20 protein-coding genes and 1 tRNA gene are annotated in these 22,908 nt (G+C 31.8%); 10 read left to right on the top strand and 11 right to left on the bottom strand.

Annotated features, from left to right (window positions below):
• Positions 1–261 precede the first annotated feature (261 nt).
• Genes CLU83_RS03710 through CLU83_RS22220 form a run of 3 tightly spaced genes read right to left on the bottom strand, consistent with a single transcriptional unit; the run spans position 262 to position 4,200 of the window.
• Complete coding sequence (locus CLU83_RS03710) at positions 262–2,064, bottom strand: UvrD-helicase domain-containing protein (RefSeq protein WP_100430366.1); 1,803 nt, start codon at positions 2,062–2,064, stop codon at positions 262–264.
• Between the two features lies 1 nt (position 2,065).
• Positions 2,066–3,196 carry an ATP-dependent endonuclease gene (locus CLU83_RS22225; RefSeq protein WP_198512239.1) on the bottom strand — a complete coding sequence of 377 codons (1,131 nt, stop codon included), beginning with the start codon at positions 3,194–3,196 and terminating at the stop codon, positions 2,066–2,068.
• Between the two features lie 11 nt (positions 3,197–3,207).
• Positions 3,208–4,200 carry an AAA family ATPase gene (locus CLU83_RS22220; protein ID WP_198512238.1) on the bottom strand — a complete coding sequence of 331 codons (993 nt, stop codon included), beginning with the start codon at positions 4,198–4,200 and terminating at the stop codon, positions 3,208–3,210.
• A gap of 289 nt (positions 4,201–4,489) precedes the next feature.
• Here CLU83_RS22220 and CLU83_RS03700 point away from each other — a divergent pair, with 289 nt between their 5' ends.
• The 8 genes from CLU83_RS03700 (at position 4,490) to CLU83_RS03660 (ending at position 12,224) form a co-directional block, all read left to right on the top strand.
• Positions 4,490–5,887, top strand: coding sequence for a hypothetical protein (locus CLU83_RS03700; protein WP_100430365.1), 1,398 nt, complete (start codon positions 4,490–4,492; stop codon positions 5,885–5,887).
• A gap of 665 nt (positions 5,888–6,552) precedes the next feature.
• A complete protein-coding gene (locus tag CLU83_RS03690) occupies positions 6,553–7,893 on the top strand; it encodes a hypothetical protein (RefSeq protein ID WP_157801977.1) in 1,341 nt (446 codons plus the stop codon).
• Positions 7,894–8,074: 181 nt separating this feature from the next.
• On the top strand, positions 8,075–8,662 hold the full coding sequence (locus CLU83_RS03685) for a hypothetical protein (RefSeq protein WP_100430362.1): 588 nt from the start codon (positions 8,075–8,077) through the stop codon (positions 8,660–8,662).
• 154 nt (positions 8,663–8,816) lie between these two features.
• Positions 8,817–9,953 carry a hypothetical protein gene (locus tag CLU83_RS03680; RefSeq protein WP_100430361.1) on the top strand — a complete coding sequence of 379 codons (1,137 nt, stop codon included), beginning with the start codon at positions 8,817–8,819 and terminating at the stop codon, positions 9,951–9,953.
• Between the two features lie 79 nt (positions 9,954–10,032).
• Positions 10,033–10,365, top strand: coding sequence for a hypothetical protein (locus tag CLU83_RS03675; protein ID WP_100430360.1), 333 nt, complete (start codon positions 10,033–10,035; stop codon positions 10,363–10,365).
• A 58-nt stretch (positions 10,366–10,423) separates the two neighbouring features.
• The gene (locus CLU83_RS03670; RefSeq protein ID WP_100430359.1) at positions 10,424–11,248 is read left to right on the top strand and encodes a HEPN-associated N-terminal domain-containing protein; all 825 of its coding nucleotides are present in this window, start codon (positions 10,424–10,426) and stop codon (positions 11,246–11,248) included.
• Positions 11,209–11,574 (top strand): RES family NAD+ phosphorylase, encoded by a 366-nt coding sequence (locus CLU83_RS22775; RefSeq protein ID WP_100430358.1) that lies wholly within the window; start codon positions 11,209–11,211, stop codon positions 11,572–11,574. The genes CLU83_RS03670 and CLU83_RS22775 overlap by 40 nt, the downstream gene beginning before the upstream one ends.
• Before the next feature lie 41 nt (positions 11,575–11,615).
• Positions 11,616–12,224, top strand: coding sequence for a hypothetical protein (locus CLU83_RS03660; protein ID WP_100430357.1), 609 nt, complete (start codon positions 11,616–11,618; stop codon positions 12,222–12,224).
• Positions 12,225–12,423: 199 nt separating this feature from the next.
• Here the strand turns inward: CLU83_RS03660 and CLU83_RS03655 are convergent, their stop codons facing one another.
• The gene (locus CLU83_RS03655; protein ID WP_100430356.1) at positions 12,424–13,659 is read right to left on the bottom strand and encodes a site-specific integrase; all 1,236 of its coding nucleotides are present in this window, start codon (positions 13,657–13,659) and stop codon (positions 12,424–12,426) included.
• Positions 13,660–13,896: 237 nt separating this feature from the next.
• Here CLU83_RS03655 and CLU83_RS03650 point away from each other — a divergent pair, with 237 nt between their 5' ends.
• Positions 13,897–14,244 carry a transposase gene (locus CLU83_RS03650; protein WP_100429739.1) on the top strand — a complete coding sequence of 116 codons (348 nt, stop codon included), beginning with the start codon at positions 13,897–13,899 and terminating at the stop codon, positions 14,242–14,244.
• Between the two features lie 22 nt (positions 14,245–14,266).
• Positions 14,267–15,220 (top strand): transposase, encoded by a 954-nt coding sequence (locus CLU83_RS03645; RefSeq protein WP_198512334.1) that lies wholly within the window; start codon positions 14,267–14,269, stop codon positions 15,218–15,220.
• 125 nt (positions 15,221–15,345) lie between these two features.
• Here the strand turns inward: CLU83_RS03645 and CLU83_RS03640 are convergent.
• The 7 genes from CLU83_RS03640 to tpx all read right to left on the bottom strand — a co-directional run bounded on the left by CLU83_RS03640 (position 15,346) and on the right by tpx (position 22,679).
• A tRNA-Ser gene (locus tag CLU83_RS03640) sits at positions 15,346–15,430 on the bottom strand.
• 310 nt (positions 15,431–15,740) lie between these two features.
• Positions 15,741–16,874: a 3,4-dihydroxy-2-butanone-4-phosphate synthase gene (gene ribB / locus CLU83_RS03635; RefSeq protein ID WP_100430355.1), complete on the bottom strand. Its 1,134-nt coding sequence runs from the start codon at positions 16,872–16,874 to the stop codon at positions 15,741–15,743.
• Complete coding sequence (locus CLU83_RS03630) at positions 16,875–18,326, bottom strand: LptF/LptG family permease (protein ID WP_100430354.1); 1,452 nt, start codon at positions 18,324–18,326, stop codon at positions 16,875–16,877.
• Positions 18,327–18,333: 7 nt separating this feature from the next.
• The gene (locus tag CLU83_RS03625) at positions 18,334–18,975 is read right to left on the bottom strand and encodes an outer membrane lipoprotein carrier protein LolA (protein WP_100433602.1); all 642 of its coding nucleotides are present in this window, start codon (positions 18,973–18,975) and stop codon (positions 18,334–18,336) included.
• A gap of 348 nt (positions 18,976–19,323) precedes the next feature.
• Positions 19,324–21,780, bottom strand: a complete 2,457-nt coding sequence (locus CLU83_RS03620; RefSeq protein ID WP_100430353.1) for a DNA translocase FtsK — start codon at positions 21,778–21,780, stop codon at positions 19,324–19,326.
• 18 nt (positions 21,781–21,798) lie between these two features.
• Complete coding sequence (locus tag CLU83_RS03615; protein WP_100430352.1) at positions 21,799–22,173, bottom strand: diacylglycerol kinase family protein; 375 nt, start codon at positions 22,171–22,173, stop codon at positions 21,799–21,801.
• An 8-nt stretch (positions 22,174–22,181) separates the two neighbouring features.
• Entirely contained in the window at positions 22,182–22,679 is a 498-nt protein-coding gene (gene tpx / locus CLU83_RS03610) for a thiol peroxidase (RefSeq protein ID WP_100430351.1), read from the bottom strand.
• Between the last annotated feature and the right edge of the window lie 229 nt (positions 22,680–22,908).

The raw sequence follows: 22,908 nt of genomic DNA, 5'->3' as shown, positions 1-22,908 counted from the left end.
ATTTTTCTGCCACAGCGCAACACAGAAAACGGCGCCAAGCGTCAGCCGTTAGTGATTAGTTTACCAAAATGTAGTAGAAAATTATGGATCAAAAGAGATACTAAACATTTTGCATTATTAGAAGAAATTGAAACTTCTAATAAATTAATTATCTTGGTTTTGGGGAACTTTAAAATATTAGTTTAAATAACAATTTCCATTTTTTACCTTATCAGCTTTTATCACAAGGTTTTGAAAGCCTTATTCTTTTTATCATTTTATCTACACTTGCGAATAATCAAACTGATATTCTCTTAAATGTGATGTCGGCAGCAAACCTGAAGGATTATGTCTATTAATGTTTCTGCCTGTTTCAGATATTATATGAAGATGTTTTCTAGCTCTCGAAGCCAATACATAAAGCATTTTTTTTGAATTCACTAAACCGTTAGAATCTTGAAAATGAGGTACCCAACTTTGAAGTAACCCAAAGCCAATCACAGTATCATATTCGGTTCCTTTTACTCCGTGAATTGTAGATATTTTAATTCCTTCTCTTTGTTTAAAGACTTTTTTGAAATTGGAAATAGTATTAACCGATTCATTCCCAGCATCAATCAATTTTTGCATTCGTTTTGCTGAGCTTTCAAAAAAAGAATCATAATGTTCCTGAAGTGTAGGATAAAATGAAATTTTTAATTTTAAAAATTCCATTATTTTATTGAAAGATTTTACCAAATACGCTACACCTTCATCTTCTTGAATATCAATAGAGTTACAGTTTTTTAAAAATTCCTTTTGTGTAATATGATCAACATTTACTCCAGCAGCAGAAAGGTCATGTAAAATTTCTTTTGCCCATCGTAATCGACGAATATACATATGTGGTGAGGGCTCGGTAAGTATAATTCTTGATAACTTAAACCAAAAATTATCAATATCCCTTGCAAATGGAGCCATGCCAGGCCCATCAAAACTGTAGTCTGGTAATTTTACCATTAGTTTTCTTGTAAGGCTGGCAAGCGGAATCCACTGTGGAGCAGCAATACATATTTCATTTGGTGAAATGCCTTTTTCTGTAATATTGTAAAGTATCAATCTGGTAATTTCATCGATAATAAGCGTATGATTAACTACATCATTAAACGTAATAACACTCTCGAAATCTGATAATTTACCTTTTGCTACTATTCTATTGGGGAAAGTTTTATAGTGATCAAAGTATGTGATTATTTTCGCAGATGATCGATAATTACTTTTAAGATGGTACTCTGCGAAAAGTAGGGCAGTTAGTTGTTCCATTCTGTGTTTTGGCATCGAATATCCGCCCAAAGTATCAAAAATGGATTGGTTTGGATCGCCAACTATAAAAAGTTTACTATGCCCTTTACCTGCTTTTATAATAGAAAGTATAATATGGTACTGAATATCTTTAGTGTCCTGAAATTCATCTACCAATAGGAAAGGGAAAATATTTGATAAAATTGTGCAAATTACCGGTTGTTCCTTTAAAATTAGATAGGAATAGTAAAGTATTTGTTCGTAATCAATCTGATTGTTTTGTATTAATATCGCTAAATACTTGTTTAAAACATTTCCTATGGATTGATGCTTTCCCGTTTCTAAACTTGCAATTTTATATTCTGTAGTTGTTGCAATAAATTGACAGTCATAGTAGGTGATTCGCGGATTTGTTTCAGCTTGGCATAATTCAGTAATCAATTCTTCAGCATCGTGTGAATTCAAAATTTTAAACCCATTTTTTAATTCTTCAATATGAAGTGAATAAGGTCTCAATATCCACTCAGTACAAAAAGCATGAATTGTGCCTATCCATAAACGTGATGTATCAACGCCTAATAGTTCTACTCGGTCCTTAATTTCGTCTGCCGCTGCATTTGTGTATGTAATTGCTATTATATATTCTTTTTCAGATTTTAAACGAGATAATTCATAGGCAATTTTATAAGTCAACGTACGAGTTTTACCGCTGCCTGGACAGGCAATAAGCAGGGTATTATTATCCTTTTCGTAAATAGCATTTTCTTGCTCTATATTAAGCTCGTCTTTTTCCCAAATAAACATATTACATATAGTCTAAGAAGTCCATAATCTGATCATCAGGAATGATAGCGGCTAAAAGTACCATCATTCGATCTATTTCTATTTTTCCGTCAACATAGTCACGTAGCTCTTTCCTCGCTTCAGTAAAATCTGCTACAGGAATTGTTTCAGAATTTGCTTTTATACGATATTCTATGACAGTTGCAATTATTGATCTTGAAAATGTTTGTTTGGCAAATATTATGGCATCAAGAATATAATCAGGAATTATAGTTTGATCGGTGATATATCCACCGAGCATAATTGCAAACCATCCTTTGCCTTCATTAGTAGCCATTGTTAAAACCCTCTTGCCATACAATGCTATATCCTCAGAAGCTAAATCTGCACTGGCTTGAGTACGCTTTGCAGCTTGCGAATATATAATATTTACAAGATTGTCAACGTCAGGTGCGTTACCTGCGGTTATAAAATCGACTTCAAACGTATTTTCAGCATAAAAAACTGAAATCCAATCATTCTCATCAACAAATTCATCTAAGATTACTTTTCTATTTGCGCCAGCTAATTGGGAGTTTTTAGCTTTAGTTTTAAATTGCTTTAGTTTATCTCCGTCTCCGTCTAAAATTGTAGTATCGATAAAAGCTTTATCGGAATCGGTTATGATACTGCATTTTCGTCTAATTCTCAAATCGTGGAAAAGTTGAGCTACATTTGTAAATCCAGTGCTTCCTATATTTATAAGACTTATCCCCAGTTCATCTAAACTTAGTCCTAAAACTTTTTTCACTAATAAAGGAATAAGTATTTCTTCAGCATCGCCTTCCACAAGTATTACCCCTTTAGCGAAAAGTAAATTGCTTCTAACTGCATCAAGATAACGCTGTATTTGTGTGATTTCTTTTACTGAAAGACCTGTTGAGGGTTGATAAACTTCCGCGAAATTTCTCTTTTTGGCTAAAATATTAATACTTGAAACGTCACTAACTTCAGATATATAGGTTGAATGTGTTGAATAAATTATTTGAGTATCACTATAGTCGAGCTTATCAAACAAAGTTTTTTGAATATGGGTGTGAATGTGAGCTTCCGGTTCTTCTATAATCAGAAAATTTGCAAATGTTCCTTTTGTCTTGCCATATTTATATTCCAATAATTTTAAAGTTAAAAAATTAGGTTAGCGCCACCAAGACTTAATTCATGTATTCCTCCTTCATAATCTTCATCGGGTTCACCCACAAATAATTTTAATGATTGCAATAGCTTATCAGCTTCTTCAGATAAACTTGATTTAATAGATAGTTTTGAAGGTGAATAAGTTTCTCCGACAGCGTCTCTTATAGTACTTTTAATATCATCTCTGATAATTTGAACATCTTTTAAAGTTTCAACCCCATTATTGAGATCTTTTACCATTTTACTTATTGGCTCAAATTCGCTTTTTTCTATATCGCCACTTTTATTTTTGAGTAGTGCTAAAAGTGGGTTTGTTCTATTATTATGAAAATCACTAACAACATCACGTAATGCCTGAATGAATGTAAATGATATTTCTTTTGCGACTGATAATTGATTAGGAACTCTTACACCATATAACGAGGAATCAAGTGTTACAGGAAATCTAACGTTTTCAAAATCACCAACTAAGTTTTTATAAACTTCAGGATCAGTAAAATCAACAGTACTTTTGCCGAAAAAGACAGTTTCATAATTTTCCCTAATATCTATATCGTCTAATAAACTTTGTAAAGCGACTAAATCTCCTTCCGCCAGTTCTGCAAGTTTAAGTCTAATATCAGCTTTAGGACGGAAATATAAATTATAAGTTGCTTTGTTATCATCTTCCCCTTCTTGCAAAACAGCTGTACCATGTGCAAATAGAGCTTGTATAGCTTCATCTTTCGAGATTTCTTCAAACTCAATAGAAATTATAATCCAATGTCCTTTCCATGATTGCAAACTTCTATTAAAATCTCCATCATCAAGTTTGTAAGCAGAAGAATAAATACTATCATCAAGTAGTAATCTTATTGCTCTAAAAAGATTAGTTTTTCCAGAGCCATTTTCACCTATTATAGTATTAATTCCTTTTTTAAAATGAAAATTAGATTTTGCAAAATTTCGATAGTTAACGAGAGTTACTTTTGATATATGCACGTCAGAAATTTTTTGTGAATATCAAAATTAACATTATTCATTAAATAATATCAACATTTATATTTAAAAGATTACAATTATAGAATTTTATCAATCAAAAACATAAAAATAATAATGAAAAAGCCTCCAACTGGAGGCTTTTCCCATCTCTAAAGCGTATCTAGTTGATTAATTATTTTGAACTATTTCTTTACTTTTGCTTTCATAACTTTACCTCGATCGCGGATTTGCAATCCATGCCCTCATCGTATTCAGTTATCAGTAAATTCGAAAAAAAACTCGCCTAATTATGAAAGAATCGAAAAATAAAAATTTTGCAACTGAGTTAAAAACAATTGAGCAGTTTGAAAGTTTTAAACGATACAAAGTAAATTTAGAAGATGGCTTTGGGGAAGCATATATCACGAAGTCAAAAAAAGATTATCAGCTTTCCTTTGATGGTGTTTTTCCATATAGTGCAGACAAGAAAATAAAAATCCTGCTTAACAACGAAATATTTACACTTAAATCAACTGATTTCAAAAACCCTATACACTCTAGATTAGCTGAAATCCCAGCTCAACACACTTTTGATATTGATGGTATATATAAGGGTGATCTCAATAACTCCACATTTTTTAAAATGTTTTTTTTTGATGACTCAAAAAGTACAAATATTTTTCATTACAAACTTGAAAAGGCAAAACATGATGGAATAATTCCTTGGGCTTTTGAGTGTGTAAGATTAACAATCATGAAAAAAAGGTATGATATAACCCAACATAACGACAAAGAGAATAGCTACTTTATAATCGAAAATCTGGATTCAGTAACATTAGAAGAGTTCAGTGAGGATTCTTATGCTATTCAAAAAGGAATCGGTTTTTTAATTGGGTATATGCCAGGCGGTGAAAATTATATATTCTCAGGAGAAAACTTCATTTACCGAAGCCTATCAAGGAATCCACTAAAAACATTTTTCCATCCAGTAACATCAAATCCATATTCAAAACTGTACAAGAGTAAAGAAAAAGAAATTGCAGATAACTATTATGGTAAATTAAAAGTGATTCCCAGTTCGGTAATTTCAGAATTAATTACCCAACTCCGCTACAATATGGATTTTTCAGTAGCCATCATTTTTTTGATGGAAGTGGCAAGCCTAAAATCTATAGTTTCAATGCCAGGTGTTTTTTCTGTTATACTGGAATCGTTTGCTAATATTATAATAATAAAACAAAATAAACAGGAAAAATTAATTACCGATAAAGATCTGGTTGGAGATATCATTCACGACATGAATACTGTCATAGATAAACACTCAAAAAAAATACATCCAGAAGCTGAAATAAAAATGAGAAGAAGGATAAATGAAATTAACAAACCTGTAAATTTTAATCGATTAACTAATGCAGAAAAGTTAAGAGCTCCATTTGATCAGTTAAAAATAAAGCTCTCTGAAGCAGAAGAAAAAGCGATTGATTATCGCAATTATCTTCTACATGGAAACATTCTGATGAACAATGAAACTGAAAGAACTAGTGAAGAAATTGATAACCATATGCTGTATATAAGCGCTAAGCTATATACCTTGATAAGTAAACTGATTTTGAAAAGTTGTGGATATAAAGGTTATGTAATTAATCACTCGAAATTATATGAGCAAAATAGAATAAACTCCAAGGAAGAATATTTTGAAGAGATATAAAACACCTGACTACTAAGTATTCTCAATGGTAAGAAATAATAGGGCTTACTGTATTTTGTTTTTTGGGCTTTGCTGGAAAGGGAAGTTTTTATGAGCGATTGAGGAATTGAGGTTATAATGGGAGTTGCAGGAAAAGAAAATAAGGAAATGCTGTGATGGTGTCTTTTTTTATTTTATTGTGAATACTTGTTAATTTGGGATAGAAATTAAAAAAAAAAGGTTTGATCTTAATCCAATACTTTCCAAAAGATGCTTTATAGCATCTTTTTTTGGTTTTATGACAATTGCTTTTCAAAGTGGGAGTAAAAGTTGTTAATTCGGTAGTAATAGCATTTACCATGCTTTATCATTGAAATTGCCATTTTATCTTTATGGGATGGAATAATAGGAATTATTGTGGTGTGTGGGGTCTAATGGTAGTTGGAGGAATAGAAATAGGAAATGATTGAAAAAAACGATGTTGATGAGTATTTAATCTAAAATATTAAAGACCGTAATATTGTATTAAAATTATTTTATATGTTTTGATGTTACATGAAAATTCAAAAACAAAATTTCGTGTATTTATCTAAACAATGGTATAGATTGGCGAAAGTTTTTTTACAAGTTGTAGACAACCCTGAGTGACAAAATATATAAATATTCACCAACTAAAATAAACAACAATGAGAAAAACAGTTTTTTTAATAGCCTTTCTTCTAACATTGACATCGACTGCATTTGCACAATTCTTTGGAGGAGAAAAAGTGACAATTTACGGAATTGATTTTAAAGCGAATGAAGTTTGTGGACAAAAGAAATTTGTCGGAGCACCAGACTATTACCGCACTCCAATACTCAATCCCTTAATAACAAAAAAAAATGATGACTATTACTACAGTTTAGGTTCATATAGAAGGGATAAAAACACAATGGAAACCCTGGATTTATTTAATCTTTCACTTCAAGATAATAACTACCCTTTTTTAGACACTATTGACTTTGATTATTATAAAAGTATTGGATTGGCTAGAGTTGAACAAAAAATGCCAAGTCTGTCAACAGATTCCGACTATTTAAAATTGAAATCATACTTAAAGGATTCAACTCACCTACCAATAGCTCAAAGGAAAAAGATACTTTTCAATTCAAAGAACTTATACAAGAACTTAATTCTAATGAGTCGATATGAAATATTTTCTAATGAATTTACAGTTGACAAAAAGAAAGTGACAAAAGCTACTACAGAATTAAAAGCTCAGTTAGACACAATAACAATTAGTACAAGTGCTGAAATAAGTGCAAAAGTAAGAGCCTATTTAAATAGATTGGCCGATGAATCGACAAATCTTAAAGGCTATTATGTTGACGCAAGACTTGATCCAGCTTATATTGACAAGATCAACTATTACATTAATAATACACCAAGAATAAATATTGGCAATGATCAATTTGCATACAATCTGAAAAATTACGTATTATCAAATAATGCTGCGGCAAATACTAGTCTTGTTGCTATACAGTTAGACGGTTCGTTTAACAAAACAAGGATTAGCATCGATTCTATTTCAGCCGACTTAAGTGCTCAATTCCAGATTCCTTCAGCTGATGTAAAAAGAATTGCCGCTTCAATAAATTTTACCTTCACTAGAAATGAAACAATGACTTTTAAAAACAAATTCAATAATCTTTTTATAGTTCGATATTTTACATCAAGCATTATTGACGAAGTAAAATTTCCAGAACAAAAGTTCACATATAATGATGGACTAGAAGACGGTAAAAGAATGGGGATTTTAGTAAGTGAACTAAAAAAATACTATTTAACAAATAATAGTTTTCCTAATAGTTTAAGAGATTTAAATTTAAATAATGTCCTTAGTGAACTAGGGGATACAAATCTCCAATATACCCTATTTTCTACTGGTTACATAAAGTTAGTGTTTGGCGGTGCAGATCTTAGTTTAAATACCAACGATGATAAAATTTATGAAGGAAAAAATGGCAAACTTGTAAGAATTAAATAGCAATGGTTGTCTACAAGCTACCTCAACGAATTTGGGCAATTGGCTTAATGTAAAGCTGGTTTTGTATTTGGGATAATTTTGAAAATCCAAGAATAGGGCTTAATTTAGTCCCAAACTGCTTGTAGCGTGAGAACGTTGAATCCGCCTCGAGCAAACCGAAGAAAATATAAACTTTAAAAATATGAAGACAAAAATTACTTTATTTTTTTTGATTTATTTGACAGTTTGTAACTACACTTATAGTCAAACATCAGAACATTTGGTTTTTAAAGGCGTGCCAATAGACGGAACACTAAAAGAATATGTTTCAAGAATGGTTCAAGACGGCTTTACAAATTTGGGAACAGAAGATGGAACTGCAATACTAAATGGAGAGTTCGCAGGTTACAAAGACTGTAATGTTGGAGTTGCTACATTGAAACAAAAAGATTTGGTTTACAAAATAGCAGTTATATTTCCTGAAAAGGATACTTGGTCAACACTTTCAGGAAATTACTTTGATTTAAAAGATATGCTAACTGAAAAATATGGCAATCCTTCAGAAGTCGTTGAAAAATTTGATTCTAATTCTCAACCACGAGACGATAATGACAAAATGTTCAAAGTTAAATTTGACAATTGTAAATATTTTTCTGTTTGGAAAACTGACAAAGGAGAAATTCAACTATCAATTCAGCATCAAAATACAATGCGTTGTTATGTCGCATTATCATATACAGACAAAATAAATAGTGATATAATGAAAACGAGAGCAAAACGTGATTTATAGATAAAAATGCCGAACATATAACACCAACTACAACGGATTTGAGCAATTGGCTTAATGGAAAGTTGATTTTGTATTTGGGATGATTAATTATGTTGGGAAAAGGTTGAGTGATTTTAAAATCATATTTAGTAATTAACCAATAAAACTATATATCATGAAAAATTGTATTACTTTTTTGTTGCTTTTAATTTGTTACTGTAGTTATGGACAAACGTATGAGACGTTAAAAAATGTTAAGCTTCCAAAAAATTTGAAGCTCACAAAAAAAGTTACAGTAAGTTGTCCTCAAGAACTTAAGAAAGGACAAACTATAATAAATGAAACCGAATTTAAACATACCGTTGATGGTAAATCTACTACTAAAACAATAATTTCTGAGGAAGTCATTACAGAAAATACAACAACTCTAGTTGACAAAGAAGTCACAATCAAAGTTAACTCAATTGAAAATGCAAAGGCAAATATATATGTAGATGAAAAGGACAATTCAATTATCCACGTTAATTATTGGCTAAATCCGACTAATACAATTTTAAAAGATACAAATATCAAATTCATCACAAACACATATAATTGTGATGGAACAACAACTAGAAACGTTCCAAAAACTATTACAAAACTTGATAGTGATAAAAAGTATATGCTTTATAAATATGAAAAACAGACTTTAGGAAACGAGGATTACTTGACTCATTGTGATACTATTATTGAAGTTTATAAAAATGATGGTACAAGTGTTGACTATTATTTAATAAATAAATATGATAGAAAAACAGATTACACTTTTCAGTTGGCTAATAGGGAAACAATTTATTTAAAAAATTCTTCAATAGTTTTTGGTCCTTTGACAATTCCCATTAAATATAGATTTGATTTTGAAAAAAATGACATTAAAATAAATGAAGATTTTACAGCAGATTTAAATGTTGGTATCTTTGGAGGTTGGACGTTTGGAAAGCAAAAAGTAAATTACCAAAGAGGAGTTGGATTTAAAGATAATTTTAATGTGTGGTCTATTACAATTGGACCTTTTTTTAATGTAGGTACTACAACATTAAGTAAAAGTAATACTACTCTTGGTAAAACTCCTATCACATCAGATGCAACTCAAAATATAGGAGTAGTTTCTACAGGAATTGGATTTGTTAAAAGTGTTTACAATTTTCAATTTGGATTATTTTACGGTTGGGATTTTGGGGCAGGAAAAGATTCTAATAATTGGAATTATGATGGTAAGCCATGGTTTGGATTTGGAATTGGCTATAGTTTAACTGGTTTTTGGAAAAAATAATATAAATGATAAGATGAACACTTCATACAGTGTTTGCAAAGATAAAGTTTGAGAAGGTTTAAAAAAACGTATAAATATTATGAAATTAGAAGCTTTTTTAGAAAGATTTAGTTTAGAAATAATTGAGGAAAATATTGATAATAGATTTTATGTCATTATCACAAAACTAATTGATAAAGCAGATGATCTGGTTATTGATTTAATAGAAACAAAATTAGAAATTAATAAACTAAATGATTGGATTAAAAAAACAAATTCACCTATCTCTATTACACCTTATAACTGGGAAATGGTTATTAATATAACTAAGAGAGGACAAATAGATTTCTTTGCTCAAATGTTTGGAATAGACAATTTCTTTCCAAAAAATGTTGAAACTGATATTTCGTTTGTTAGAACAAAAATAAATTAAAACCACAATCTTATTTTATATTGATTTAATTAAATGACAAACCTATTTGTAATTAATAATGGGAGCAACTAAAAGATATTTTGAAGAGCAAGATGGATTGTATGATTTTGATACAAAAGAACTTGTTTGTTCAGATCATATTGAAGAAGATTACATTAAAAAATTTATACTTAAAAATGGTAAAAAAGGTAAATGTGATTATTGTGAGTGTAATAGAAAAGTTGTCGAGCTTTCAGAAGTATTAAAATTAATCGTAGTTGGAATAGATTACTATTATGAGGATCCAAACAATTCAAGATATATAAATCACGATGCTGAGTATGGATTAGATGGAAATATCATGCCTTTTAATGAAATGCTTTATGATCTAGGATTAGAAATCGATGATTCTGTATTGTATGATGATATTATCAAATATCTTGGTAATGAAACATTATATTGCCTAAAAGATGAATATACTTCTGAATCAGAATATTACCATGAAACATGGAATAATTTTAAAAGTATTGTAAAAAATAAAGCCAGATATGTTTTTCATTTTAGTAATCAATTTTCAGGATTTAACACAGGAAGCCCAATTGAAGTTTTGGATAAAGTCCAACATTCTATTTTACATTTTAATCTATTTAAGGAAGTTAAAACAACTGAAAAACTTTTTAGATGCAGGCAACATAAAAATAAAAATGAAATAAAGATTACAGGAATTAATATTGCATCAAATCCAACTGAAAATTGTAAAAAAAACAATAGAATGAGTCCAGCTGGGATTTCAATGTTTTATTGTAGCCCAATAAAAGATGTTTGTATTAGTGAAGTAGTAAATTTTGATTATAAAGATGAACCATATTACACAACAGCTTATTTTACTACAAAAAAAAAATAAAACTTGTAGATTTAACTAAATTACCAGATTACCCAAGTGCATTTGACTCTAAAAACAATTGGCAAATAGAAACTATACATTTTTTAAAAGATTTTATAAAAGACATCTCAAAACCAATACATGATAATATTGCTATTATAGATTATGTTCCAACACAGATTGTTACAGAATACATTAGATTTAATCCACAGTTGAAAATTGATGGATTAATATATCCTTCTTCTAAAGATAATGAAAAAGAAAATTATGTGCTATTTATGGATCATGAAGAGTCAATAGAAAATCTTAATTTCTTTCCAAAATCAATCCAAATAAAAAATATTTAAGCTAATTTATTTAGTTGTAATTAATAAGGCTGTATTAAATTATGAAATATTTAGATATTGAAAATGAAATTGAAAAAATGGATTCTATTCTAAATGAAATAGCTCAAAATATTTATGAAAATAGAAACAATGATTCATATTATCATAAGCTTCAATTTAATTCAAATCAGTTATTGGATCATGAAGGTTATACCAAGTTTGTTAATAGTGATGGTGAATTAGTTTCTATTTTTAATGATTTGAATTGTATTAAAGAAAATCATTGTTTATATTGGTTTGAACTTGAAAATGAAGAATTGGCAAACAATTTGAATTTAGAACTAAACAAGTATAGAGTTAAAAATTTAAAAACAGTACCTCCAACAAATAATAAAAATAAAAAAAGCAAAGTTTTTTATGTTGGAATTAGACAAGGTGGATTTACAAAATGTAATAATCTGACTAACATTACTGGAAGAATTTGCCAACACTTAGGTTATTATGATAAAATCTCAACGCAAGGTTTACAGCTATTTGAATATGCTAGATTTAAAAATTATGCGATAACAATCAAAGTAGTTGAATTTAAAAAATTTAAACAGACAAAATTCTTAAACATAATAGAAAAATTGGTAGCACAAAAACTAAAGCCTCTTTGCGGTAGACATTAAATAAACATGCGTTGGTTTGGGATATTTCAGAAAAATGAAAATGTGAGTTCGTTTTTTAATGCACTAAAATTCAGCACTATATTTTTAACTTTTTTCGACTGAAAAGAAAATAGTTTTATCTCACTAATTTATAGGTATTAAATTCCCGAATTCATAGTATTGAATTCGGGAATTAGTGTTGTATGATTCTATAATCAATTTATGAGCTTTTAGAAATAGCTTGTATAGATAATTTATGTTTTAATAAAGACATATCCTCACTAACTTTTCTATCCAACACTTTAGCATAGTGCTGTGTGGTTCTTAAATTTTTATGCCCTAACATTTTGCTTACACTTTCTATAGGAACACCATTTGTAAGTGTTACAGTGGTTGCAAAAGTATGGCGAGCAATGTGAAAGGTTAATTCTTTTTCAATCCCGCAAACGCCTGCTATTTCCTTTAAATAGGCATTCATCTTTTGATTACTCAAAATGGGCAGTAGTTTATCCTGATTATTGCTTTGTGGATGGTATTCGTATTTATCAATAATCAATTGAGTAACTGGAAGGATTGGGATTTTAGAAGCACTCTCAGTTTTCTGGCGATGAGTAAATATCCATTTCTCCCCATCGATTCCAAGGCTTATATGCGACTTTGTTAAGTTTTTGACATCAATGTATGCTAAACCCGTAAAACAGCTAAAAAGGAAAATATCGCGCACTAGTGATAATCTTTCTGTTTTTAAATCCTTGTTGATAATGTTTTGAATTTCTGCTTCAGATAAATAAACTCTTTCAACCTCTTTTACTTTTGATTTGTAGTTTGCAAATGGATTTTTATCCAGCCAGTCATTGGCCAGACAGATTTTGATTATTTTATTGAAGTTCTTGATGTATTTTACTGCTGTATTATTGGCGCAGTTCCTTACACTTCTCAACCAAAATTCATAATCGCTTACAAAAGCATGATCTATTTTATTAATATCAATATCCGAAACTTTATATTTCCACTGTAAAAATTCTACGGTATGACTTAAAGATGTTTTATAGCGTTCTAATGTTCCTGGAGCGTATTCTTTGCCAACTAGTTCTTTGATTTTGTTATTGTGGTCTTGAAAGATTGGGATAAGCATTCGTTTAGTTTCATTAGTACCCGACAGTTCATTCTTTAAGCTTTCGGATGTAACTTTGATGTCTTTTTTGAATAATCTTTTTTCTGCTTCTAAAACTTGATTTTTCAAATAATCTAGATGATTATTTATTGTTCTAGCTTCTTCATTAGTACCCTTGACCCTAGTGCCTTCTCCTGACCATCTATCGGGATTTACATACTTATTACTACTAAACTCAAATCGTTTGGATTGGATGGTTACTCTTGCATAAATAGGGCAGATACCTTGATTGTTGGCTTTTGATCTCTTAATGTAAAAGAGAACGGATACAGTTGTGTTCATAAGTGGTAACCTTTTCGTTATTATTAAATTTAAAATTTCTAATAATTACAGACAAGATGTACATAATTTGAATATGTATTGTACACCTTGCTGTACTGGTAGTTTTCTATGATAGGTGTCACTAATTTTTTTATAATTAAGTGACACCTTGAAAGACACCAAAACTTTGGATCAAGAACAAAACCTGGGGAGGAAATGTTAAAATAAAATAAGAACTTTGTAATCTTATAATTTGAGATGACTCCTATTGACCTTTTAAAATTGATGCTGCCTGATTTTTTAGTAGACCACTTTGAAGTGGTTTCTACTACTAATACAGAAGAAATATTACACTTGTATTTTGAGGAAAAAATTAAGCCTCCACAAGAGTTTAATACATTTGAACTGGTATCAAAGGGCTTTTTGGATGAGATCACTATTCAGGATTTTCCTCTAAGAGGTAAGTTTGTGTATTTGCATATCAAAAGACGTCGCTGGACTAATAAAACCACAGGAGAAATTATTAAAAGAGATTGGAATTTAGTTGCCAAAGGAACCCGCATGACTCAAGAGTTTGCGGCTTTTTTAAAAGAAATTAATAGATAACAGCGCTACCGATTGTCATACCATTGGAGGTTTTTTCGGAGTGAACGGAAAGAAGCTCCAAAGACAATACAAAAAGCACTTGAGTTCCTTTAATACTTGGGATCCACGAGAACATGCACATCAATGGATTGTTTATCCTGAAAATATAGGTACTCATTTATCAATTGACGAAGTAGCTTTATCTCAGGGTGAACTTTATACTATTGTAACCAACAAGAAATTCAAAGGCAAAAAAGGTTCATTAGTTGCTATTGTTGCTGGAACCAAGGCTGATCAGGTTATAGAACACATCAGTAAGATTGATTATAAGAAGAGGAGCTGTGTCAAAGAGATAACACTTGACATGGCTAATTCCATGAAACTAATCTCTAAGAGATGCTTTCCAAAAGCAATACAAGTGACCGATAGGTTTCATGTTCAAAAATTAGCATTGGAAGCTTTACAAGAGATTAGAATCAAGCATCGATGGGAAGCTATGGATTTTGAGAATCAATTGATATTGCAGGCAAAAAGAGAGAATAAAACATATATCCCAGAGCTCTTGCCTAATGGAGATTCTCTAAAACAACTTTTGGCCAGAAGCAGGTATCTACTCTATAAATCTCGCGAAAAATGGACTGAAAATCAAAAAGAAAGGGCTCAAATGTTATTTGAATTATACCCCGATATAAAGACAGCATATAATCTAAATCAACAACTTCGAGGGATTTACAATAACAACAATGACAAACACATTGCCATGACCAAACTGGCGCATTGGTATAGAAATGTAGAGGAATCAGGCTTTAAAAACTTTAATATTCTGCTCAATACTATAACTTTTAACTACCAGTCAATTTTAAACTATTTTGACAATAGAAGCACAAATGCTTCTGCCGAATCTTTCAATGCAAAAATAAAAGCTTTTAGAAGTCAGTTTAGAGGAGTGAGAAATATAGATTTCTTCTTATTCAGATTATCCAATCTTTTTGCATAATCCCCAACTTTTGCTACTGATCCAAAACTTTGAGATTAAATGAATAATTTGATTATCCTAGAAACGAAAAAACCCACTAAATCGTTGAATTTAGTGGGTTTTGTAACCATTTGCTTTTCAGCTCGCGGAGAAAGAGGGATTCGAACCCCCGGACCTGTTACAGTCAACAGTTTTCAAGACTGCCGCATTCGACCGCTCTGCCATTTCTCCAGTATGTCGCTCTCATTTCCTGATTGCGAGTGCAAATATAAGAACCTTTTTTGGTTATGCAAGTGTATTTTTAGAAAAATTACGGCTATTTTTTAAGGAACTTTTTAATTGTTTCATTTGCTTTATGTTACATAAAAAAGTTTTTTCAAAAAAGTTTTTGTAACAAATGAATCATTAGTAAAAGTGATTAGAATAGGCATTGGTTAATGCTATAATTGCTTGTTTGCAGTCAAAATAATAAAAAAATCCCTCAGAATATAATTCCGAAGGATTCTTTTAATCACTAGTCACTAGTTACTAATTACCAAAACTAGTACTTAACATATTCTGTAATTTCCAGACCATAGCCTATCATTCCAACTCTTTTGCTTTGCTCTGTGTTGGAAACTAAGCGGATTTTAGAAATATCAATATCATGCAGTATTTGTGCCCCAATACCATAATCTTTGGTGTCAATAACTACTTTAGGGGCTTTCATTGTCCCATCAGCTTGGAGAGCCTTCAATTCAGTAATGCGGTTTAGTAAATTTACAGCCGACATATCTTGATTGATGAATATGACAGCGCCTTTACCATTGTCATTAATAATTTTGAACATATCATCCAGCTGTTGGTCAACATTATTAGTCAATGTTCCCAATAGATCATTATTAACTTGTGAAGAATGGATTCTGGTTAATATAGATTCACCAAGATTCCAAGTCCCTTTTGTTAATGCAATATGAATTTGTTTGTTTGTAATTTGCTCATAAGCTCTCAAACGAAAAGTTCCAAAACGGGTACTGATATCAAAATCTTCTTTTTTGATAATCAAACTGTCGTGCTGCATTCTATAGGCAACTAGCGCTTCTATAGAAACCAATTTTAAATTGAATTTCTTAGCTACTTTTGCCAATTGCGGCAAGCGGGCCATAGAACCGTCTTCATTCATGATTTCGACAATCACTCCTGCTGGCTTAAAGCCTGCCAATCGTGCAAAATCAATAGCTGCTTCGGTATGTCCAGTTCTTCTCAAAACACCTCCTTGCTTCGCAATTAATGGAAAAATATGCCCTGGACGTGCCAAATCATGTGGCTTAGTGCTTGGATCTACTAATGAAAGTACCGTTTTTGCCCTGTCAGCAGCAGATATTCCAGTTGTTACTCCTTTACCTCTCAAATCCACTGAAACTGTAAAAGCAGTTTCCATAGGGTCGGTATTATTGTTTACCATTACATGCAGCCCCAATTCTTTACAGCGGCTTTCGGTTAATGGAGCACATATTAAGCCACGGCCATGCGTAGCCATAAAGTTGATCATTTCGGGAGTTACTTTATCGGCAGCAGCCAAAAAATCACCTTCATTTTCGCGGTCTTCATCATCAACTACAATAATTATTTTGCCTTGGCGAATGTCTTCGATGGCTTCTTCTATAGTGTTGAGCTGTATTTTTGTGGGAGACATTTATTCTTTATTTTGAGATGGAATTATTTTTTGAAACACTTTTTGAAACACTTTTTGAATAGGCGTCAGTATGATGTCTAAATTGATTAAGCCAATATCATTCGTTGCACGATACGTCAGTAAAATTGCCAATGGAGTCAAAATCATAGAAGACATCCAAGAACCAAAGAAAGGAGCTAACCCGTCTTCTTGTGAAATTCTTTTACCAAAAGTATTGATAAAGTGAAAGGATATAAAAATCAATACTGCAAATACAATTGGCAGACCAACACCTCCTTTACGGATAATCGCGCCCAATGGAGCTCCAATAAAAAACATTAAAAAACAGGCATACACAATAACAAACTTGTCGTATAATGATAAAATATGGCTGTTTATACTTTTCTTTTTTAGATCCAGATCGGCTTTAGTAGCATCGATACTATACAATATGCTTTGAATATTACTGTTTGCAGCAGCCAAAATTTCACCTTTTTTCTTATTATCAAAAAGCGATAACAGATTTTTGGTCAACGGCTTTTTCTTGCTTAACGCTGGAGCCTTATTATCATTTAAGGCTACTGCCCTATTATTGCTGCTCTCTGCAAAATTGATAATTTCTGTCTCTCTGTTTTTATTCAGGGAATCCAATGTGTATTTTAAATCACTAACATTAAGCATATTATTAGTATTAGACACAGACTCATCTTTAGTGTCCACTTTATTCAATTTAGATAAATCTATATTAATGCGGTATTTTTTAAACGAGCTTTTCGCAAAAGGCAATTTTTCTCTATCCTCATATTTTTTTGGAACGATATCTTGGTAATAGTTCCCATCGTTCAAAACTAATTGAAGGAGATTTGTTTTTTCATTACTTACTAATTCGCCGTTTGTGGCGCGGATTACCGTTTTACTGCCATCACCATTTTGAGATTTTTCATGAATAGTAATTCCTGTCAGATGATTACCGTTTTCGCCCGATTTTTTATTCACCTTAATATTGTACATTCCAATATCGCTGAACTGTCCCTCGGTGATTGCCAGAGCTGGTTTGGCTTGTGCAATATTCTTTCTGAAATTGATAAACTTGAATTCGGCATACGGAATCACATTATTCGCAAATAAAAAAGCAACAAAACTCAATATTGCGATAGCAATTACCAAGCTTCTCATAGCTCTCTGCAGTGAAATCCCAGAAGATTTCATAGCAGCAAACTCATAATGCTCGGATAAATTTCCAAAAGACATTATCGAAGCCAGTAATATGGAAAGAGGAAGTACCAAAGGCACAATTCGAGGCATCGAAAAAGCCAAAAATTTAACAACCATTACAAAGTCCAGATCTTTACCGGCCAATTCAGCAATAAAAAGCCAAACCGTTTGTAATATGAATACAAAGAAAAGGATAACAAATACCGTAGCAAATGTACCAAGAAATGTTTTTAATAAGTATCTGTCTAGTATCTTCACTAAATAATTAGTCTAATTTATTGATGTAATAATTGGGATATTTACTCGCTGCAAAGGTAAATTGATTTTTTGGCAATGCTTGATTTGTTTTAAAAGAATTCACAGTCAAAGTTGTTTTTGTGCCTTTTTTTCCAATTTCAATAATAGTGTAGATGTTATTGGTTTTAGAGTCCACCCCAACCAAAATCTCTTTTCTCTGATCTTTAGGATTGGATGGAACCAATTTAATATACTGGATTTTTTTACCGCTTACATTTTGAACTATATCCATCGAAAATTTATAGCCCTTATTAAAAAAAGTCAGCATTTTTGAAGGAGTGATAGCAGTTTCATCTTTTTCATTCAGAGTTGAAACAGTAATTTCTTCATCTTCAGGAACAATCGTATAGGTCTTTTTGCCGTCAAAAAGTTTGGTAATTCCCATAAAATTTAAAACATACTGATTTCCTTTCATAACCACAGTTCCTTTGCTGTCTTGATTAATATTCTCTTTAACATTATTCAATGAATATTTAAAATCAATACTGATATTATTGTAACTTTTTACTTTGGCTGTCACCTTGTCTAATAAAGCTTTTGCTTTAATATCTTGAGCTTGAGCTGAAAATCCTATGAAAAAAACCGTCAAAAGTCCCAAAATTGCTTTCATTCCTATTTTATTTTGTAGTTTCATTTGTTCTGTATTTTGTATGCTTAGTATTATTTTAGTTCATTACTAATTATTTACTTCGTCAGTTCGCTATTGCTCGTGTGGGCGTGACTCTATTTAGGAAAGGGGCTTATCTATATAGCGGTCATTGCCCCTTCCCTAAATAGAGTCGGGCTATACGCGCTACTTCGGTAGCCAGCTTCTATCCCTCACGCAGATTCGAGTAACGAGGAATTTGTTGCAAAAGTAAAAAGTGAAAAAGCGAAAAGCATTAAAAAAAAGCTAAACTTCTAATATTATACCCTATTCTAAAAATCGAACAATCAAAAAATTTAAAAGTCCAATAATCTAGCTTTCATTATTAAAAAACTGATCCAACCCAGTCATATCCTGAATGTTCACGCTTCTGGCTTTACTGCCTTCAAAAGGACCTACAATACCTGCCGCTTCTAATTGGTCGATTAATCGTCCAGCCCTGTTATAGCCCAGTTTCAGTTTTCTCTGCAATAATGATGCCGAACCTTGTTGCGCATTTACAATTACTTCGGCGGCTTCTCTAAATAAAGTATCTCTTTCAGATATATCCATTTCCAAATTAAGACCACCATCTTCCCCAACAAATTCTGGCAGTAAATAAGCAGTTGCATAGGCTTTTTGCGAACCTATAAAATCCACAATTTTTTCAACCTCTGGTGTATCTACAAAGGCACATTGCACCCTTACAACATCATTCCCATTAGAATACAGCAAATCTCCACGGCCAATTAACTGATCTGCTCCCTGCGTATCAAGAATAGTCCGTGAATCAATTTTGGAGGAAACTCTAAAAGCAATTCTCGCAGGAAAATTGGCTTTGATCAAACCGGTAATTACGTTTACCGACGGTCTTTGCGTAGCTATAATTAAATGAATACCAATAGCTCTTGCCAATTGTGCCAACCTTGCAATAGGCATTTCAACTTCTTTACCGGCTGTCATAATTAAATCGGCAAACTCATCAACCACCAAAACGATGTATGGCAAAAATCGGTGTCCATTTTCTGGATTCAATTTTCGGGACTTAAATTTTTCATTGTATTCTTTGATATTTCGAACCATCGCATCTTTCAGCAGATTATAACGGTTGTCCATCTCCACACAAAGAGAATTCAAAGTATTGACCACTTTTGCATTATCGGTGATAATAGCATCGTCAGTATCTGGAAGTTTAGCCAAATAATGTCTTTCAATTTTATTAAAAAGTGTCAATTCGACTTTTTTAGGGTCAACCATAACAAATTTAATTTCGGCAGGATGTTTTTTATAAAGCAGTGAAGTGATTACAGCATTCAGACCGACAGATTTTCCTTGTCCAGTAGCACCTGCCATCAATAAGTGAGGCATTTTGGCCAAATCAACTACAAATGTTTCATTCGAAATTGTTTTTCCTAGAGCAATAGGCAATTCCATTTCTGCTTCTTGAAATTTGGCCGAACCAATAACGCTTTTCATCGAAACCATCGTTGGGTTCTTGTTCGGAACCTCAATACCGATAGTTCCTTTTCCAGGAATTGGCGCAATAATACGGATTCCTAATGCCGAAAGTGACAAGGCAATATCGTCCTCCAAACTCTTAATTTTAGAAATACGAATTCCCGCTTCGGGTACAATTTCATATAAAGTTACCGATGGACCAACGGTCGCCTTGATTTGTGCAATTTCAATTTTATAATTACGAAGCGTTTCTACAATTCGGTTTTTATTTTCTTCCAGTTCCGCCTGATTGATAGTGATTCCACCAGTCGAATATTCTTTTAATAAATCGATGGTTGGATATTTATAATTAGACAAATCCAAAGTAGGATCAAATAATCCAAAATCCGAAACCAAACGAGAGGCCAAATTATCTTCAATGATATCTTCTTCAACGGCTTTTTCGATTACAAAAGCTTCTTCTTTTACCGGTTCTGCTTTAGGCAGAATATCCATTGGAAGAGGCTTGAGCGTTGGCTCTAAATTAATTTCCGAAGAACTTGAAATCGTAGGCTTTAATGCCTCTTTGTTAATTTCAAATTGTGAAGTAGTAGTTTTTAAATGAATATTATCTAATAATTCTTCGTCCTCTTCTTCAACAGGTTCTTCAACAGCAAATTCTTCCAGATTATAACTAGGATCATTTGAAGAAACTTCTGTCGGACGGATAGCCATGTCCTCATTGATTTCTTTTTTGGTACTTTCAAAAAACGACTGCACCTTTTCAGGGGACACTTTTATTTTAAAAATCAAATAGATAATCAGACCGAAAACAAGAACTAACAGCGTTCCCGTTTTTCCAATATAATCTTGTGAAAATAAATTCAGCTCATATCCGACAGTTCCGCCCAATTCAGGTACTGAAGTGGCAAAAAATCCAAACAAAACGGATATAATAATAATGGCAAATAAGTCCCAAAACCAAGTCCCTTTCAGCTTTTTGATTGAAAGATCTAAAACTAAGTACATTCCGGTAAGAAAAAATAAGCGTACAAAAAGAAAAGAAGCAACGCCAAAACCACGATAGATAATCAAATCAGCAACATAGGCACCAAATTTTCCAAGCCAGTTTTGAACAGCTTCTTTTCGGTCTGTCAATTCAGAAACAGCACTTTGATCTATTTGTCCATAAATGAAAAAGGAAACAAACGCAACCAATAATGCTGCTGAAAATAAAACCAGAAGAGCTCCCAAAACAATACGATGCTGTTTGGTGAACTGCCATGACTTTATGCCCTTAGATTCTGATTCACTCTTTTTATCTAAAGCTTCTTTTTTTGTCGTTTTTGCCATTCTTAAATTTAATTGAGCCTATAAAAATTTTGGGACATAAATAATAAGACCAATTGCGATTGCTGTCAATGCTGCAAAAAATACGGCTCCAGCTGCAATATCTTTAATAAAACCAATTCTCTCATGATAATTGGGATGAATAAAATCGGCAATTTTTTCGACTGCGGTATTCAGCCCTTCAATACTCATAATTAAACCGATAGCCATCGTTTGAAAAAGCCATTCGGTTGTAGAAATATGAAAATAAAAACCGGCAATCGTCATTAAGATTCCAATAGAAAATTGAACCATAATACTGTGCTCGGTAGTTATTAATTTTACGGCTCCAAGAAAAGCGTATTTCACGCTTTTCAATCGGCCAGTAAGTAAAGTGTTGTCTTTTTGAAATTCCATATAAACTTTTAAAGTGCTGCTAAGGCAGCTTCATAATTAGGTTCATGTGCAATTTCAGCAACTTGTTCTGTATGTGTTACCACTCCGTTTTCATCAGCAACGATGATTACGCGGGAATGCAATCCTGCTAATGGTCCGTCAACAATTTCCAGACCGTTGTTTTTCCCAAAAGCACCATCTTGAAAATCAGATAAGTTTACAACATTTTCAAGGCCTTCAGCACCACAAAAACGTTTTTGTGCAAATGGCAAATCTCTTGAAATACACAAAACAGTGGTATTGGCTAAATTGCTGGCACTTTCGTTAAATTTTCTAACAGAAGTAGCACAAGTTCCTGTATCAATACTTGGAAAAATATTTAAAACTAATTTCTTGCCTGCAAAAGTGCTTAAATCAGCTATTGATAAGTCGTTTTGAACTAATTTAAAATCAGCCAATTTTGAACCAACTTTTGGTAATTCACCTGAAGTGTGTACTGGATTTCCTCCTAATGTTATAGTCGCCATATAATTTGTTTTTTTATGAGGTTCAAAAGTAAGGATTAATATTTGAATCTAAAAGTATTTGTTGTTTGTGAGATCCAGTTGTCAGTTAGTAGTTGAAAGTTGTTAGTTATAAAGCTTAATTGTGAGCAAAAACTTGTTTATCCAAATCATGGATTAGAAAATAAAGAAGAAATAGAATACAATTATTTAATTATTTGCAATACAAAACTTTTAAAATTTAAAAATTAAG

Source organism: Flavobacterium sp. 1 (assembly GCF_002797935.1).
Classification (GTDB): domain Bacteria; phylum Bacteroidota; class Bacteroidia; order Flavobacteriales; family Flavobacteriaceae; genus Flavobacterium.
This window is presented reverse-complemented; position numbering and strand designations above follow the sequence as displayed.